Origin of the sequence: Streptomyces aureus (assembly GCF_000725495.1) — a bacterium.
Lineage (GTDB): Bacteria > Actinomycetota > Actinomycetes > Streptomycetales > Streptomycetaceae > Streptomyces > Streptomyces aureus_B.
Genome location: NZ_JNZD01000006.1, coordinates 325,375 through 342,053, shown reverse-complemented (window position 1 = coordinate 342,053; position 16,679 = coordinate 325,375). Strand labels below are relative to the sequence as shown.

Annotated in this window: 14 protein-coding genes; 8 read left to right on the top strand and 6 right to left on the bottom strand. The window is 70.7% G+C overall.

Annotation, left to right across the window (positions count from 1 at the left end; all coding sequences use genetic code 11):
* Nucleotides 1–209 precede the first annotated feature (209 nt).
* From IO36_RS14265 to IO36_RS43080, 3 genes are all read left to right on the top strand, one after another.
* Nucleotides 210–518 (top strand): hypothetical protein, encoded by a 309-nt coding sequence (locus IO36_RS14265; RefSeq protein WP_051900444.1) that lies wholly within the window; start codon nucleotides 210–212, stop codon nucleotides 516–518.
* A 1-nt stretch (nucleotide 519) separates the two neighbouring features.
* Nucleotides 520–1,266 (top strand): DUF4386 domain-containing protein, encoded by a 747-nt coding sequence (locus tag IO36_RS14260; RefSeq protein ID WP_037619864.1) that lies wholly within the window; start codon nucleotides 520–522, stop codon nucleotides 1,264–1,266.
* 655 nt (nucleotides 1,267–1,921) lie between these two features.
* Nucleotides 1,922–4,261: an ABC transporter substrate-binding protein gene (locus IO36_RS43080; RefSeq protein ID WP_051900441.1), complete on the top strand. Its 2,340-nt coding sequence runs from the start codon at nucleotides 1,922–1,924 to the stop codon at nucleotides 4,259–4,261.
* A 167-nt stretch (nucleotides 4,262–4,428) separates the two neighbouring features.
* Here the strand turns inward: IO36_RS43080 and IO36_RS14250 are convergent, their stop codons facing one another.
* Nucleotides 4,429–5,904, bottom strand: a complete 1,476-nt coding sequence (locus IO36_RS14250; RefSeq protein WP_037619863.1) for a glycosyltransferase family 2 protein — start codon at nucleotides 5,902–5,904, stop codon at nucleotides 4,429–4,431.
* Nucleotides 5,901–6,965 (bottom strand): HEAT repeat domain-containing protein, encoded by a 1,065-nt coding sequence (locus tag IO36_RS43075; RefSeq protein ID WP_051900439.1) that lies wholly within the window; start codon nucleotides 6,963–6,965, stop codon nucleotides 5,901–5,903. The genes IO36_RS14250 and IO36_RS43075 overlap by 4 nt, the downstream gene beginning before the upstream one ends.
* A 503-nt stretch (nucleotides 6,966–7,468) precedes the next feature.
* On the opposite strand from IO36_RS43075, the gene IO36_RS14240 reads away from it, so the two are divergent.
* The gene (locus tag IO36_RS14240; RefSeq protein WP_158997346.1) at nucleotides 7,469–8,689 is read left to right on the top strand and encodes a sensor histidine kinase; all 1,221 of its coding nucleotides are present in this window, start codon (nucleotides 7,469–7,471) and stop codon (nucleotides 8,687–8,689) included.
* A 90-nt stretch (nucleotides 8,690–8,779) separates the two neighbouring features.
* On the opposite strand, the gene IO36_RS14235 is transcribed toward IO36_RS14240, so the two are convergent.
* Nucleotides 8,780–9,154: a response regulator transcription factor gene (locus tag IO36_RS14235; RefSeq protein WP_037619862.1), complete on the bottom strand. Its 375-nt coding sequence runs from the start codon at nucleotides 9,152–9,154 to the stop codon at nucleotides 8,780–8,782.
* Nucleotides 9,155–9,358: 204 nt separating this feature from the next.
* Nucleotides 9,359–10,357: an NADP-dependent oxidoreductase gene (locus IO36_RS14230; protein ID WP_037619861.1), complete on the bottom strand. Its 999-nt coding sequence runs from the start codon at nucleotides 10,355–10,357 to the stop codon at nucleotides 9,359–9,361.
* Between the two features lie 100 nt (nucleotides 10,358–10,457).
* Between IO36_RS14230 and IO36_RS14225 the strand changes: the two genes are divergently transcribed.
* The 3 genes from IO36_RS14225 to IO36_RS14215 all read left to right on the top strand — a co-directional run bounded on the left by IO36_RS14225 (nucleotide 10,458) and on the right by IO36_RS14215 (nucleotide 13,181).
* Nucleotides 10,458–11,474 carry a LysR family transcriptional regulator gene (locus tag IO36_RS14225; protein ID WP_078943176.1) on the top strand — a complete coding sequence of 339 codons (1,017 nt, stop codon included), beginning with the start codon at nucleotides 10,458–10,460 and terminating at the stop codon, nucleotides 11,472–11,474.
* A gap of 174 nt (nucleotides 11,475–11,648) precedes the next feature.
* Nucleotides 11,649–12,572, top strand: a complete 924-nt coding sequence (locus IO36_RS14220) for a PIG-L deacetylase family protein (RefSeq protein WP_037619860.1) — start codon at nucleotides 11,649–11,651, stop codon at nucleotides 12,570–12,572.
* Nucleotides 12,573–12,821: 249 nt separating this feature from the next.
* Nucleotides 12,822–13,181 carry a hypothetical protein gene (locus IO36_RS14215; protein ID WP_425535527.1) on the top strand — a complete coding sequence of 120 codons (360 nt, stop codon included), beginning with the start codon at nucleotides 12,822–12,824 and terminating at the stop codon, nucleotides 13,179–13,181.
* A 53-nt stretch (nucleotides 13,182–13,234) separates the two neighbouring features.
* On the opposite strand, the gene IO36_RS14210 is transcribed toward IO36_RS14215, so the two are convergent.
* Both IO36_RS14210 and IO36_RS14205 read right to left on the bottom strand, forming a co-directional pair.
* The gene (locus IO36_RS14210; RefSeq protein WP_158997344.1) at nucleotides 13,235–14,284 is read right to left on the bottom strand and encodes a hypothetical protein; all 1,050 of its coding nucleotides are present in this window, start codon (nucleotides 14,282–14,284) and stop codon (nucleotides 13,235–13,237) included.
* A 323-nt stretch (nucleotides 14,285–14,607) separates the two neighbouring features.
* The gene (locus IO36_RS14205) at nucleotides 14,608–15,210 is read right to left on the bottom strand and encodes a TetR/AcrR family transcriptional regulator (RefSeq protein WP_037619859.1); all 603 of its coding nucleotides are present in this window, start codon (nucleotides 15,208–15,210) and stop codon (nucleotides 14,608–14,610) included.
* A 95-nt stretch (nucleotides 15,211–15,305) separates the two neighbouring features.
* Here IO36_RS14205 and IO36_RS14200 point away from each other — a divergent pair, with 95 nt between their 5' ends.
* On the top strand, nucleotides 15,306–16,556 hold the full coding sequence (locus IO36_RS14200; RefSeq protein ID WP_037619858.1) for an NADH:flavin oxidoreductase/NADH oxidase family protein: 1,251 nt from the start codon (nucleotides 15,306–15,308) through the stop codon (nucleotides 16,554–16,556).
* The last annotated feature ends 123 nt before the right edge of the window (nucleotides 16,557–16,679 follow it).

Sequence of the window (16,679 nt, the reverse complement as noted above, 5' to 3'; positions counted from 1 at the left end):
GGCCCGTCGAGCCCGCTGCGTCCGCCGGGTCCGCCGGTCCGATGGGTCCACCGCGCCCATCGGCGCGGACTGCCTCGCCCCCGCGGCCCCGCGCCCGCCACACAATCACCACCCCGGTCACCACATCTGGTGATGACCGCTCATCACACTCCTTGCGACCGTGCGGTGGACGCGCGGACCCGTGCGCACGGCACGGCACAAGGAGGGTCATGAACTCCCCGACGACCGGTGGCCCGGACACGCGTCCGAGCTGGTACGAGATCCGCGTTCAGGGCCGCCTCCACCCGCGGTGGGCGTCCTGGTTCGACGGCATGGCCCTCATCGCCGACAACAGCGACGGGACCACCCTCTTGCGGGGCCCCGTCGTGGACCAGGCGGCCCTGCACGGCCTGTTGCACCGACTGCGCGACGTCGGCCTCCCGCTGCTCTCGGTCGTCGGGGTGGAACCCGGACGACGCGAGGACGGCCGTCCGGCGCCCCGCCCCCGCACATCCGAGAACCAGAACCCAGGAGACTGACATGATCACCACCACAACGGGAACGGCCGCGGCCGCACAGGCACCGACCGACCGGACGAGGAACCACGCCCGCGCTGCGGGAGCGCTCTACCTGGTCACCTTTCTGGCGTCGATCCCGGCCCTGCTGCTCATCGCTCCCGTCCTGGACCACACCGACTACGTCGTCGGAGCCGGCTCCGACACCCGGGTGCTGTGGGGCTGCCTCCTCGACCTGGTGAGCGCAATGGCCTGCATAGGAACCGCTGTCGCGGTCTTTCCCGTCGTCCGGCGCACGAACGAGGCCCTGGCACTCGGGTTTGTCAGCTCGCGCATGGTGGAGGCCGGGATCATCGTGATCGGTGTGGTGAGCCTGCTGTCCGTGGTCACCCTGCGCCAGGACCTCGGCGCCACGACCGGCGCGACCGGTGAGGACGCGGCGACTCTGGTGACCACCGGACGGGCGCTCGTGGCCGTCCGCGACTGGACCTTCCTGCTGGGCCCGGGCTTCATGTCCGCCGTCAACGCACTGCTCTTCGGCACGCTGCTGTACCGGTCCCGCCTGGTGCCCCGTTTCATTCCCGTCATGGGCCTGGTCGGTGCCCCACTGCTTCTGGCCTCCGGCCTCGCGACGTTCTTCGGCCACAACGATCAGCTCTCCGGGTGGTCGTTCCTGGCGACCCTGCCCATCGCCGCCTGGGAACTCGCCGTCGGCACGTACATGCTCGTCAAGGGGTTCCGGCCCCAGTCCGCGGCGGGCGAACGAGCCTGAATGCAAAATCGCTTTCAGATTCCGAATGCGCTTCGCCTGTGCGAGGTCGGAGTTCTTGCGACAGTTTCCGTGGTACCGCTCAGGTGGGGCGAGGGGACTCGAGCCGGTAACTGGAGTCCCCTCTTCCACCCGCGTGATGCATTGCCGCGCCCGGGAAGGGGAGGGGCCGTGATTTCGACTGCGGGGGTTCCGCTTGTTCAGCTCACCACTGTCGGCGTCCGGCTGCAAGATCTTTCGGATTCGGGATTGTTCCGAACAGTGAAGGTGCTGGTCATGGGGGTGGCTCGATGGCCTTGGGTCTGTCCGTGGGTGGCTGTCGGACGTCCGGCGTCGTGAGAGTGACGTGATGGATTCCCGGTCGACGGACGTCGCCCGAGCCCTGGTGGAAGGGTTCCGAAGAGGGCGGAAAAGAAAAGCGCGGGCCTTTTGAGTGCAGTAAAAGCTTCGGATGTTTCCGGTAATGCTCAGTGGGTTGCCCTGTCCGGATTGCAGCGGTGAAACTCGTCGAGCGATCACCTCATCACGGCCGGTAACCGTATGGGGGTGGCGAATCGCTGCGGCGGAACCCCGCCGTGTTCGGGAAGGGGAGGACGACCATGTCGGCAGGATGGGCGCGATGGCAGGGTCAGCACCCGCGTTCGGTTCAGGAGGCGTTGTGACGCAGCCACCGATCGGGCAGAACGGCACCTGGCCGGATCTGAGTGCCGTACAGACGAAAGAGGACTTCCGCGATGCGCTGGACAAGTTGCGCGAGCTGAAGAATCTCACCGACAGGCAAGTGGCGGAGGCCAGCGACGACGGCTCCGGCCGGAAGTTGACGACGACGAAGATCTCCACGGTGCGGAAGCAGTACGCACTGCCTGCCCGGGAGTTCGTCATCAAGTTCCTGTGCGGCTGCGGCCTGCGAACCGAGGTCGAGCAGAGCCCCTGGCTCACGTGCTGGGAGAGGCTACGGGACGACAAGCCCGCGCCCGTGAACGCGCAGAGGGACGAGAAGCCGGCACCTGCGGACGGGCGGAGGGAGGAGAAGCCGGCACCTGCGGACGGGCGGAGGGAGGAGAAGCCGGCACCTGCGGACGGGCGGAGGGAGGAGGAACCGGCTCCTGCGGACGGGCGGAGAGACGACAAGCAGGCACCGCCAGCTGCGCCGAGGGCCGTCAAGGAGCCGTCCCCGGAGGCGCCACGCGACGAGCAGGCATCCCCGGGAACATCCCCGGAGGCCGCGCCGGACGCCACCAAGGCCCCCGCGCAGGCGCCACCGGGCGACGACGGACCGACATCCCCGAAGACGCCCCAGGGCACGGAGACGTCCCCGGGACAAGACCCGTCCGGCGTCCCGGACCGAGCCCGCACCGCGAACACCGTCGGATCAGGGTCGAACCGGACCCGGATGAAGGACGAGCCCAGGCGCACGGTGGTGACCGGTGGTCAACCGCCATCGTCCTCAGGCAGAAAGAGCGGCTGGAAGCCCTCGACCAAACTCCTGAAGGTGCTCGCGGGAGTGACCGTTCTCCTGGTGGTGGCCGCTCTCGCCGGCTGGGCGTGGCACTACAAGACGGTGGCCGACGACCGGCTCCGGGATGCGAAGAACACCCAGGAGGAGGAGCAGAAGTTCAAGAAGCAGCACTGCGGCACGCTCAACTCCAGCCTGGTCACCGCCGACGGTGAGTGCACGGGCGTCACGGACGGGAGCGACGGCGCCGCGGTCTTCGGGGACGACCTGAAGCCGGTCTTGACCGCCATCGGCGCGGAGAACCGGAACGTGGTCGAGGGCGGCGACTACGTGACGGTCGCGTTCCTGGCGCCGCTGGCCTCGAAGAGCGCGAACAGCCTGACCTTCGGACAGTACGTCGCCGAACTCGAGGGCGCCTACACCGCCGTGGAGGAGGAGAACCGCAAGAACAGCCGGCCCAAGATCCGGCTGGTCGTGGCCAACATGGGCAGCAGCGAGAAGCAGTGGGCCGGAACGGTCAGGCTTCTCACCACCATGAAGAAGGACGACCGTCTGGTGGCGGTCGCGGGCCTGGGTCTGAGCCAGGGCGAATCGGTGCAAGCGGCCCGGGCCCTCAGCAAGGCCGATCTGCCCATGGTCGGTGACCTCATCACCGCGGACGGCTTCGACTCCACCGGCACGGTCGACCACAAGGGAGCGATCGACGGCCTGGCCCGCGTGGCCCTGCCCAACCGGGACCAACTCACCGCCCTCAGCAAGGACCTCGGTACCGCCCGGCGCAACGCGGCCCTGATCAGGACCGGTCTGACGCCCAACGGGAGCAAGGACCTCTACACCGAGTCCCTCAACCAGGGCTTCCAGGGCATCGAAGGCCTCAAGAAGAACCTCGACGACTCGGCCGACTTCCGCTTCGACCCCCGCGGTGGCCCCGGCACCAGCATGACCAGCATCAGCGAGGACCTCTGCCACTCCGACAAGAAGATCGACACCATCTACTACGCCGGCCGCGTCAAGTACCTGCCCGACCTCCTCGACGGCCTGGCCACCAGGAGCTGCCACACCGAACCCATCACCGTCGTCGCCGGATCCGACACGGCGGGCTTCGACCCCGGGACGAAGTCGCTCCACGTCGGCGACGCACCGATCACCGTGCTGTACGCGAACTTCCGCACCGCGGCGCAACTCCGCAGCCCCGACAACCCCGCCCGCAATCTCTACGAGGACTTCGCCCGCGACTTCACCGCACGCCACCACGGACAGCGGTTCGACGCGGACCACCTCACCGACACCTACTGGTCCCTGGTCGCCCACGACGCGGTCCTCACCGCAGCGACCGCCGTGCACCGAGCGGGCGGGCACGGAGCCCTGCCCAACCGCTACGCCGTCGGCAACGAGCTCTTCGCCCTGCGCAACGACGCCGTAGCCGGCGCGACAGGTCACTTCGGCATCGACAAGAACGGCAACCGCACCGACACCAGCCGCGTCGTCACCGTCCACCAACTGGGCCACCCACTGCCCGAGACGCCCGAGAACGACAGCTGAACACCGACCGCGCGGCGGCTCGCGGCACGGGGACCCGGCTGCCTCGATGGCAGCCGGGTCGTGGCCTTGGTGAGAGGCGGCCGAGGGGACCGAGGGGCCGGTGGAGGAGGTGGTGGTCTGCGGGAGGGGGACGCCTCCCGCCTCGTGTCCGCCTTGGCCCCTGTCTGTCAGTGACCGGTCTCGGACATCTCCGGGATCGTGGCGTGGCTTCCGTGGTCGAGTGGGGTGGGGGTGGCGAAGCCGACCCTGGTCATCTCGCCCCACTCCGGTTTGCCGTTGCGCAGGGATGCCCACCAGCCCTGGAGCCGCCAGACGGCGGTGAGTTGGCGGTATCCGAGGTTCTCCAGGACGGCGGCGGCCGCGACCGCGCCCAGGTCGCCGAGACGGCGGTACCGGTGCAGTCCGAGTTCGTCCAGGAGCAGCGCCAGGAGGGAGATCAGGACGGCGTAGCCGAAAGCGGCGAGGACGAAGAGGAGGGCCATGGGCGGGGCGATGATGCCGAGGGCGAATCCGACGGCCACGACGACGATGCCGCACACCTCGATGAGCGGAGCGAGGAGCTCGAAGAGGACGAAGTACGGGTAGGCCACCATCCCGATGACCCCGTAGCGGGGACGCAGCAGCATCCGGTGATGGCGGCGGAGGGTTTCGTACAGGCCCCGGTGCCAGCGTCGGCGCTGCTTGGCGAGCACCGTACGGGCGTCGGGGACCTCGGTCCAGCAGACCGGTTCGGGGGCGAAGACGATCCGGTAGGGGCGGCGCTGGTCGCGCAGGTGCCGGTGCATGCGGACGACGAGTTCGAAGTCCTCCCCGATGGAATCGGCGTCCATGCCGCCGACCTCGACGAGGACGTCGCGCCGGTACAGGCCGAAGGCCCCGGAGATGATGAGCAGGCCGTGCACACGGGACCAGCCGGTGCGCCCCATGAGGAAGGCGCGCAGGTACTCGACCACTTGGATGCGCGGCAGCCAACGGGTGGGAATCCTCGGCTCGATGACCTGCCCGTGCCGTACGACGCTGTCGTTGACGGGCCGGATGACACCGCCCGCGGCGACGACCCGCAGCGGATCGGCGACGAACGGCTGGGCGATGGTCAGCAGGGCGTCCTCGTCGAGGAGGGAGTCGGCGTCCACCATGCACACCAGCGGGTGTGCGGCCAGGTCGATGCCGACGTTGAGGGAGTCCGCCCGGCCCGAGTTGTGCTTGCGGACGACGGTGAGCGGGACGGAGTGCGTACTGACGTGGACGGACTGGGCCGCCTCACGGGAGCGGATCTCCCCGGGGGCCACCCGCTCCAACGGGACAAGGCCGAAGGCCTCCTTCAACCGCTCGAAGGTGTTGTCGCGTGAACCGTCGTCCACGACGACCACCTCATGGCGCGGATAGCGCAGCGCGAGCATGGCCCGGACGCTCTCGACGATGGTCGGTTCCTCGTTGTAGGCGGCCGTGACGATGGACACCGGCGGGGTGAGGGGGCTGGTGGCCAGGTCGTCCACACCGGTCAGCCGTCGGCGTCGGGCCAGATGGGGGATCGTCCGGCCGGCCAGGGCCAGCAGCACCAGGTAGACGGTGTTCAGGACCAGGAAGTAGCCGATCACCGCGTACTGACTGAAGTGGATGAGCGCGACGACGACGTCCTTCACCGCTCACCACCGGCGACGAGCTGCGCGGTGGCCAGGGCTTCACGTGCGTGGGCTGCCGCGGAGCCCCCGGCGAACGTGCCCTCGGTGAGCGCGTCCCGGCCGGCGGGACCCAGCCGCAGCAGTGCCCGCGCTGCCGTGTGGGCCTGGCGGTATCCGTCGGCGGCCAGTGCCTCGTGCAGCACCGGGATCGCGCCCCGGTCCCCGATCAGGCCGAGTGCTTCCGAAGCTGCCACTGCCACCCGGGCGGAGGTGTCGGCGCGCACGGTGTGGATCAGGGCGGGAACCGCGGCCGGCTCGGCCACTCTGCCGAGGGCGGCCGCGGCACTGGCGCGGACCGCGGCGGAGCGGTCCTCCAGCGCCGTCGACAGCGTGGCGACGGCCCGGCGGTCGCGGATCAGACCGAGGAGTTCGACCGCCAGGGCCCGGTGTTCTCCGCCGGTGCCGTGCACCGCTTCGATCAGCGCGGGTACGGCCGCCGGGCCGATGCGGATCAGGGCATCGCCGGTCAGGCCCGCGGCGACGGCGCGGGGCGAGCGCAGCTGGGCGAGCAGCAGACGGGCGCTGTCGGCGTCGCCCACGCGGCCCAGCGCACGGACCGCGCCCTCTCTGACCGTCGCGTTGCGGTCGGTGAGCTGGCGGTGGAGCGTGGCGCGGGCCTCGGGCCCGCGCCGAGGATCGGTCCTGAGCGCGTGACCGGTCAGGGCGAGCAGCGATGCCGCGTGGGCGCGCTTCAGACCGCGGGGGCGGGCGCCGTCGGTCAGGGCCCGGTCGACGATGCCCCGGCTCAGGAGGATCTCGGTGAGCGAGGCGTGGGAACCGCCTTTGACGCGGCCCAGCAGTCGCAGGACGGTGGGCTGCGCGGCACGCCAGGAACGCTGGTCGAGCGAGGCGAGCACCGCGCCCGCGTCCGGATCCTCGTCCCCGACGGCCTGGAGGATGAGCGGTCTGGTGGCTGTCGCGGCCTCCCTCCGGACGCGCTCGCGCCGGTTGCGCACCAGTCTGCTCACGCAGAGCACCAGCAGGCACACGACCGCTTCGATCACCGACACCAGCAAGATCATCTGGACTACCGTGCGCACCGGGGCTCCGCTCCGTCTCGACTGCGCTTCCAGCTTCGATCCCGGCGGGGCTCCGGCCGGAGGGGCATCACGCGTTCGCCGCACGGTGTCATCCGCAGGAGTGACGGTGATCGGCCGCGATGTGGTCGGGTGGGGCCCGGGGCCTGGCGTCCTCGTGCCGGTGTCGACGGGCGGTGGCAACGGGTTGGCGGGCCGGGCGCCATCGAGAGCCGGGTGGCGCCGAGCCGGGTGGTGCCGAGCCGGGTGGTGCAGAGCCGAACAGGGCGGCGTCGGGCCTGGTCCGCTGCGGGCGCCGAGCCGAGCCGGGTGACATCGCGCATGGTCCGCGCCGCGCAGGGTGGCTCTCAGCCCAGCCCTCCGCATGTCCGTGAGCAGTACACGCGTGAGGGGCATCTGGTTGCGGGCAGGCACCCGCCGGGTGACGCTGGCCGGGACCGATGAGGCGTCCATCAAGGGCAGTGATGGCCGACGAGGTGCACGTGAGCGTGAACGACAATCCCGCCGAGAAGCGTCGTCTGGCCGTACTGGAGCGGTACGGCATCGTCGGCTCGCCGGCCCCGGCCGACCTGGACGGCATCGTCCGACTGGCGGCCCGCGTGTGCGAGACACCCCAGGCGGCTGTCAACATCATCTCCGCCGACGAGCAGCACCAGATCGCGGCCGTCGGCATCGCGCCGTCCGTGTGCTCCCGCTCCGACTCCATGTGCGCGGTGAGCATCAAGGCGCCCGGCCAGGTCCTGGTCGAGGACGCCCGGCTGGACCCCCGCTTCTCCTCCAACCCCTGGGTGACCGCCCCCACCGGCGCCGTCCGGTTCTACGCGGCCTCACAACTGCGCTCTCCCGAACGGGAGACCCTGGGTACCCTGTGCGTGTTCTCAGGGCAGACACGGTCCCTGACGACACAACAGAGCCGGGCCCTGGAGGACCTCGCCTCCCTCGTCGTGGGCGTACTCGACCTGCACCGCCATCGCCAGCTCGTCCACCACGCGCTCCTCGCGGCCGACCAGGCGCGGACCGAACTAGAACGGTCGAACACGGCGCTGGAGCAGTTCGCCGGACAGGTCAGCCACGACCTGCGCAACCCGCTGACCGGTGTCTCCGGCCATGCCGGACTCCTCGCCGAGCTGCCCGCCGTCACCCAGGACACGCACGCGGCGGCGTTCGTCGAACGCATCGAGCAGGCCGCCGCACGCATGAACCGCACCATCGAGGGCGCACTGTCCCTCGCCAGGTTCGGCGGGAAGCTGGACATCACCCAGACCGACCTGGGGGAACTCGTCCGGGACGTGCTCGAAGACCTGAGGGCCGGTCTGACCGAGGCCGAGGCCCAGGTCCGTGTCGGGGCGCTGCCCACCATCTCCTGCGACGCCGTCCAGATGCGTCGGCTGCTGCAGAACCTGATCGCCAACGCGGCGAAGTTCCGGCGCCCGGACCGGCTCCCGGAAATCCAGGTCTCCTGCGCGAACGACGCGGACGGATGGGATCTCCGGGTCGCGGACAACGGAGTCGGCATTCCCGCGGCGGAACGCTCGCGCGTGATGGAACCGTTCGTCCGTCTGGACTCCGGCACTCAAGGGTTCGGCATCGGCCTGGCCAACTGCGTCCGCATTGCGGTGGCGCACCGCGGCACACTGTCCATCGACGACGGCATCGACGGGGGGACGAGCGTCACGTGCCACATTCCGTACCCGCCGGGCCTAGGGTGACCCCGTCGTCCCCGTCGTCCCCGTCGTCCCCGTCGTCCCCGTCGTCCCCGTCGTCCCCGTCGTCCCCGTCGTCCCCGTCGTCCCCGTCGTTCACGAGCGCGAGCGGGACAGGACCGCCTCGACCCGACTGCCCACCTCCCGCGGGCTGAACGGCTTGGTGATGTAGTCGTCCGCTCCGGCCTGAAAGCCCGCCTCGACGTCGTTCTCCTCCGTCTGGGCGGTGAGCAGGATGACCGGGAGCCGTGCCGTCGTGGGCTCGCGCCGCAACCGGCGGCACACCTCCACGCCGGTCAGACCCGGCATCCTGACGTCCAGGATGGCCAGGTTCAGTTCCCGCTCGAGTGCGATGTCCAGGGCTTCGGAACCATCCTGCGCCAGCACTACGGTGTGGCCGGCGGTGCCCAGTTTGAACGCCACCACGTCGCGGATGTCGGCGTCGTCGTCCGCCACCAGAATGATCCCCACGGCATGCTCCTTCCGCCGGACACCTTCCTGTCGGCGAAATTGCGCAGCGGCCAGGGGGACGGGCCCGACGCGCACGCCGTCATGCAGTCAGTATCACCCAGAGATCAGACAGCCGCCCTGGAGTGGCAGCGCACCCGGCTCCGCGCCGGGCCCGTCCGACCGGAGCTGCCGGGAAGGGGGCGACGGGCGGGGCGGGATCCGTAGTCAGGCCCGGACGATGATCTTCCCGGTGTTCTCGCCGCGCAGCATTCCCAGGAACGCGTCCACTATGTTCCCGAAGCCGTCGACCACCGTCTCGTCCAGGGCGAGCCGGCCGCTCCGCAGATGCGGTACGGCGAACTCGTACAACTCCTCCTGCAGGTCGAGGTGGTTGCGGACGAGGAAGCCCTCCAGGCGCAGGCTCTTCTCCACGATGTCGGCGTGGTCGAAGCGGGGCGAGGTCGCGCCGGGGGTGTTGTACTGGCTGATCGTGCCGACGCGCGCTACGCGTCCGAACTCGCGCAGTGCTCCCACCGCCGCGGCCAGCTGCTCGCCGCCGACGTTGTCGACGAACACGTCGATGCCGTCCGGCGCGGCCTTGCCGAGCAGTTCCGCGGTGGGACCGTCGTGATAGTCGAAGGCGGCGTCGTATCCCACCTCGCGGGTGAGGTGGTCGGCCTTCGCCTTCGAGCCCGTGCTGCCCACGAGCCGTCCGGCGCCGAGCAGTCTGGCGAAGCGTCCGGTCGTCGTGCCGACGCCGCCCGCGGCGGCCGACACGAACAGGTCCTCGCCCTCCTGGAGCCGGGCGATCCGGGTCAGGCCCACGTAGGCGGTCAGGCCGGTGCCGCCGAGAGTGCTCAAGTACGCGGTCAGCGGGACACCGTCGAAGCGAGGCAGCCGACGGGTCTCCTCGGGCGCGACCACCGCGTGCGTGCGCCAGCCCTTGCGGTGGAAGACGATCTCGCCCTCGGTCAGCCGGGGCGTACGTGAGGCGACGACCCGGCCGAGGGTGCGGCCCTCCAGCGGAGCGCCGAGCGCGAAGCCGCCAGGTACGTCGTCCATCATCTCGCGGTGGTACGGGTCCACGGACCAGTAGAGGTTCTCCACCAGGGCGCTGCCGGCCGCGGGCCGGGGGAGTGCGGACTCCGAGAAGGTGAAGTGGTCGGCGGTGGGGAAGCCGTGGGGGCGGGCGGTCTGGTGCACGGTGAGCGCGGTCTCGGTCATGCCCGGACGGTAGAGCGGGAATGTGCCGCCCGGTCAGCCGGTTGGGCTCATGCGACGCACCGTTCCATGAGCAGCACTCATACCTCGAGGTGAGCGCCCCGTGACCCGCCCGAACGACTCCGACCTCTCCCCGCGGGAACTGCGCGTCCTGGTGGCGGTCGCGGACGCCGGCGGCTTCTCGGCCGCGGCCGAGGCACTGGGCCTGACCCAGTCGGCGGTCTCCCACTCGGTGCGGGGGAACGAGCGCAAGATCGGCACCGTGCTCTTCGAACGAGACCGCAGCGGCGCCCGCCCCACGCTCGCCGGACACAAGGCCGTGGCGCACGCCCGCCGCATCCTGCGTCTGCTGGACGTGCTGACCGTCGAGGCCCGTGACGCCGCCCGGTCGGACGAGACCCGGTCCGGCGGCGGGGTGCGGGGGCCGCTGCGGATCGCGGCCTTCCGCAGCGCGGCACTTCACCTGCTGCCGCCCGTTCTCGAGCGGCTGCGCGCCCGGCATCCCGGGATCGAGCCCCGCGTGCGGATCGTGCGCGAGCTGGGTCGTGGCACGGTGGGTGAAGTGGCCGACGGGAAGGCCGACTTGGCCATCGCCACGCTGGGTGGCGCTGAAGCGCTGCCGCCGGGCCTGATCGCGAGAGGTCTCCTCGATGAGCCGTATTCCCTGGTGCACCCGGCGGGCCATGCCGTTCCGCGTTCGCTGCCGCTGGTCGACTGGGCCGAGAACTGCGGCTCGTACACCCGCGACTGGTGGGCGGCGCAGGACTGGATCCCGAAGGCGACCGTGGAGGCCGAGGACGACGGAGCAGTGCTCTCCTTGGTGAGCGCGGGTCACGGAATGGCGATCATGCCGGCGCTCTCCCTGACCGGGGTGACGGACACGGTAGGGATCACCGACCTCGGCGCCGACGGCCCGACGCGCCGGGTCGGCTACGTCACCACGGACGAGCTGGCCACGACGGCGGTCGTGCGTGCGGCGGTTCGCGAACTGCGGGCGACGGTCCCCGAAGTCGTGGCGATCCTCGGCGGTACACCCGGAGAGGCCCGGCTCGGCCGGCCGTCCGGCCTCCGGCCGCGCCAGGTTCCGCTCTCCGGACTGCCTGCGGTCGGAACTTCGTAGTCGCCGGAGGGCTTGTCGCGCAACCGGCGCGAAGCGTGACATCGGGACGTCAGCGAGACGTGAGCAGGACGTAAGCGGCTCCTGTGACCGTGGTGAGGCATACAGCTGGTGTGCCCGGCCTGTTCCCGCGCGACCGGGACGGGTGCTCCGTACGCCGATTCGAGGAGTCACCACATGACCACCCCCCACCATGATGCCGTCCCGACCGGTCTTTCCAGGCGGTCCGTGCTGGCCGCGGCCGGGCTGACGGCCGCGGGCGTCGCGTTGCAAGGGTCCCTCGGCGCTTCGAGCGCCGCCGCGGCGTCAGCGCCCGCGATCTTCTACTCGCCGCACCAGGACGACGAAGCGATCGGGATGGCCGGCTCCATCCTGGAGCACAAGGCCGCGGGGCGACCCGTGTACCTGGTTCTCGTGTCCAAGGGTGAGAACGGCGGCATCGCGCAGCACCTCAACGAGGATCCGTGCTTCCTGGGCGACAAGTGCTCGGCCCCCGGTCACCACCACCAGTTGGGCTGGCAGGAGACGTGGCCGACGCCGGAGGTGGTCTCGGCCCGTACGTCCGAGTTCACCCTGTCCGCCAAGGCCATCGGCGTCGACAAGGTCATCAACTTCAAGCTCTCCGACAACGCCTACGGCACCGACAGCGAGTACAACGCCTTCGTCAAGCAGATCATGGCCAAGGTCCGTACGCTCGCTCAGCAGTACCCCGGCGCCTCCCACAAGTTCACCGCGGGATGGCTCGACACGACCGACCCGACCAAGCCCGTGAACGCCACGCACAAGGCGTGCAGCGACGCCGCGTACTGGCTGCTGAAGAACGGTGAGCTGACGGACGTCCGCTTCAACCACATCTACACGTACGAGGCGTTCAGCCGCGATCAGCGCAACCGCGGTGCGGACTACGTGCTCAACATCCCCTCCTCGCACATGGCGAAGAAGCGGGCCGCGATCCTCGCGTACAACACCTGGGACCCGAGCCGGAATCTCTACACCACCGGTTACCACAGCGTGCCCAGGATGCTGGAGGAGGCGTACAACGACCCGAGGGAGTTCGTGTTCGCGCTGCCGTCCAACTACCGGGCCGGACGCGGAAACTGACTTCCCCCGCCCCACCGTTCGCGGGAAGCACGCGAGGGCGCGGCGGGGAGTGAGGGACACACCGCCGGAGTGAGGGACGGTTCGAGCTCGGCCCGCCGATCGTCAGGTCGGCGGGCCCTCTAGAGGTCGGGTTCCCGTCTCGGGAGACGGGGTGCGTGCGGAAACCGTGTGGCTGCCGTGTTCGCGGTGCCGGTATCGTCCGCCCTCCCGAACCGCCGTACCGACGGCGGACCACGTCAGAAGAGAGCGATGCAGATGACCGGCCGGCAGGCGACGACGACCCTGTGGCGCCCCGTGGGACCCAAGGAGTTGGAGCTGGTCCGGGAGCTGAACTGGCGCGCCTGGCCGCCCCGGCTGCCCGAGCAGCCGATCTTCTACCCGGTCCTCAACGAGGACTACGCGATCAGGATCGCGCGGGACTGGAACGTTAAGCACGACGGCGCCGGCTTCGTCACGCGCTTCGAGGTCGCGTCGGATTTCGTGAGCCGGTACCCCGTCCAGCAGGCCGGCGGCCGGACGATCCTCGAACTCTGGGTCCCAGCGGAGGAGTTGGACGACTTCAACGCCCACATCGTCGGCGAGATCCAGGTGATCCACGAGTTCCGCTGAGTGGCTGATGGGCGTACGGCAGCGGAGCAGCGGCCCCTGACGCAAAGTTCGGGTCACCGGTTGCAGTGGCGGCACGGGCGGCGGGTGGCGTGGTGGTAGGACAGGGCCGCGGTTCCCAGGCCCAGGCCCCAGAGCCAGTACGCCGGCATCGCGACCCAGAGGAAGGAGAGGGGGATCGAGTCGGCGTGGGGTACCGGATGGATCGTCTCGCCGACCAACTGGCAGATCCCGACACCGAAGTAGACGAGCAGACCGACGGAGATGCCGGTGGCCGGTGCGAGGGGGAGCAGGCGCGGGACGCGGCGTCCGGCCAGGAGCGGTACCCAGCGTGGGAACGTCCGGCCCCACCGGTGGACCAGGGAGAGGGGCAGGACGGTCCCGGCCAGGACGAAGCCGGTCTCGAACACCGCGAGGGATGCCGCCTGAGGCGAGGTCAGGGGGCCCGGGCTGCCGAAGCCGAGTCCGTACTGCGCCATGATCCGCAGCCAGCAGGAGGCCACCGCGCCGTACGCCGCCCACCAGGCCCAGCGCGGCGGTGGAGCGAAGGGGTCCGGCGGCACCGGTTCCCCGGTGCGGCTGCAGCGGGGGCAGTCGCCCCAGAGCCGGCGCTGGCAGGAGAGTGTCGCGGCCCCCAGCAGGGCCGCCACCGAGACGCAGGCCGTCCGGCTGAGGAAGGCCGTGAGGTCGAAGGGGATCCGCAAGCCCGGGATCAGGCTGCCGACCACGTCCAGTAACAGGAACGGGCAGCAGATCAGGAGCGCCCCGCTCACGGCCCAGCCCGCCACCAGCAGAGCCGTGCGCTGCCGGGAAACGGTCCGCAGGGCATGGGCGAGGACCGCGGCCGCCGCGCAGAGGGCGACTGCGCCCCACTTCGGGAAGACCAGCAGGTCGGTGCCCAACTTCCCGAAGGACGGGGCATGACCGGACGCCCAGTAGGACTGCACGGCGCCGTAGCAGAGGGCGGTCGCCAGGGCCGCCGGCGCTGTCCAGCTCAGCCGGCGGGGAGTGGGCACGGCGTCGAGTCGGGGGAGCCCTTCGGATGGTCGTTCGCCCGGCCGCGCCATGGGGGCGTTCGTCATGTTCTGTCGCCTCTGATCCGCCATGGCATTCATTCTGGAATCGGCGGACTCGCCCGACATCAACCCGGGGGCGTAAGCGGGTCCGCCGTGAGGAGGAGGGCACGGGTGGGGCGCGTACGTCGTCGGTCGTCGGCGGTGGCGGCCGGTGTCAGGTCAGAGCCGGACGGTCGGTCACCGCGACGAACCCGCCGCAGGCGGTGGCCGATCTCCTCGACAGCCCGCGCAGTGGACACGGTGGCCGTGGGCAACGGTCCGACCGGCGTGGCGGCGACACCAAGGAGGGAGGCCTGATCCGGGGGCCGAACACCGCGCGAGTACGGTTCGCCCGAGCATCAAGGAGACACGCTCTAGCGGGCCTCGGGGGCCGTTGTCAGGCCGGGGGCGGTGGTGAAGAGCGCGTTCACCGTCGTACGGACCTGGGCGGCGACGATCTCGGGGGTGGAGGCGTCGAGCTTGCCGTCCAGGTGCAGGAAGGCCAGGCCATGGACGAGCGCCCACACCGCGGTGGCCAGGGCGCCCGCGTCCGAGCCGGGGAAGGCGGCGCGGACGATGCCCTGGACGTACTCCGAGATCACCGCGGTGGCGGCGACCCGTTCCTCGCTCTTCGGGTCGCACGGCTCGGCGAACATCGCCCGGAACAGCGCCGGATGGTCGAGCGCGAAACGTACGTAGGCGACGGCGACGGCCGCCAGTTCCTCGGGTGTCGAGGGCGAGGGGTGGGCGGTCGCCAGCTCGTTGGTCAGTTCGCGGTACCCCTCGGCGGCGACGGCGGACACGAGGGCATCCCGGTCCGCGAAGTGACGGTAGGGGGCTGTGGGGGACACCCCGGCCCTCCGGGCCACGGCCCTCAGGGACAGGCCGGCGCTGCCGTCCTCTTCCAGCAGTTCACGGGCGGCGCGCAGGCACGCGGCCCGCAGATCTCCGTGGTGGTACGCGGCGGCTTGCGGCACAGGTCACCCTCCCTGATGTTTACGCCGCTTACATCGTCCTCTAATGTGAGCGGTGCACACATTGTAGGGCGTGGAGAGGGAAGAAGGAGACGCGTATGTCGAGCGAGCTGTACACACCGCTGCCCCTGCGCTCGGGGCAGGTCCTGGGCAACCGGATCGCGAAGGCCGCCATGGAGGAGAACATGGCCGACGACGGCCAGCTCCCCGGCAAGGAACTGCTGACGCTGTACCGGCAGTGGGCCGCCGGCGGCGCCGGACTGCTGATCACCGGAAACGTCATGGTGCACGCCGAGGCCCTGACCGGCCCCGCCGGCGTCGTCCTCGACGAGGCCGCGCCCCTGGAACCGTTCACCGAGTGGGCCGAGGCGGGCCGGAGCGGCGGCGGGGCGATCTGGATGCAGATCAACCACCCCGGCCGACAGGTCGGCTCCGACATGCCGGGTGTCGTGTGGGGGCCCTCGGACGTCGGCGTCGACCTGGGCAGGCACAGCGGCCGCTTCGGCCGGCCGTCGGCGATGACCGCGGAGCAGATCGCCGCCACCGTGGATCGTTTCGCGGTCACCGCTCACCGGGCCGAGAAGGCCGGATTCGACGGCGTGGAGATCCACGCCGCGCACGGCTACCTGCTCTCGCAGTTCCTCTCTCCCCTGGTCAACAAGCGCACCGACCGATGGGGCGGATCTCTGGAGAACCGGGCCCGGATGCTGCTGGACACGGTCCGCGCGGTGCGTGGCGCGGTGTCGCCTTCCTTCGCGGTCGCGGTCAAGCTCAACTCGGCCGACTTCCAGCGCGGCGGATTCGACGCCGACGACGCCCGGCAGGTGATCGAGATGCTCGCACCGCTCGGCGTGGACCTGGTCGAACTGTCCGGCGGCAGCTACGAGAGCCCCGCCATGTCCGGCCGCGCCGCCGACTCCCGCACGCAGGCCCGCGAGGCCTACTTCCTGGACCTCGCCGAGGACCTCGTCCGCACCAGCCCGGTTCCCCTGATGCTCACCGGTGGCATCACCCGCCGTGAGACCGCCGAGAAGGTCCTCGGCAGCGGGGTGGCGGTCGTCGGCATGGGCACCGCCCTCGCCGTCACCCCCGATCTGCCCGACCGCTGGCGTCGCGGCAACGAGGCGGAACGGCGGCTGCGGCCGGTGACATGGTCGGACAAGGCCCTCGCGTCCGCCGCCGGCATGGCCCAGGTCCGGCATCAGCTGCGCAGGATCGCCCGTGGCAGCAGGCCCACCCCCGGTACGCACCCCGCGGTGGCGCTCATCGCCGATCAGCGCAGACAGCGACGCGCCCTGCGCCGCTACCGCGCGTGGCTGTCCGAGGCGCGAAGCACGGCAGCGCTGTGAGCATCGCAGGAGGCGGCCGACGGGCGTGCCCTGGTCACGGTCACGGTCACGGTCGCGGCCACAGGGACGGCTACGGCTACAGGCACGGCCAAGGTCACGGCCACGGCTACAGGCACGGCCAAG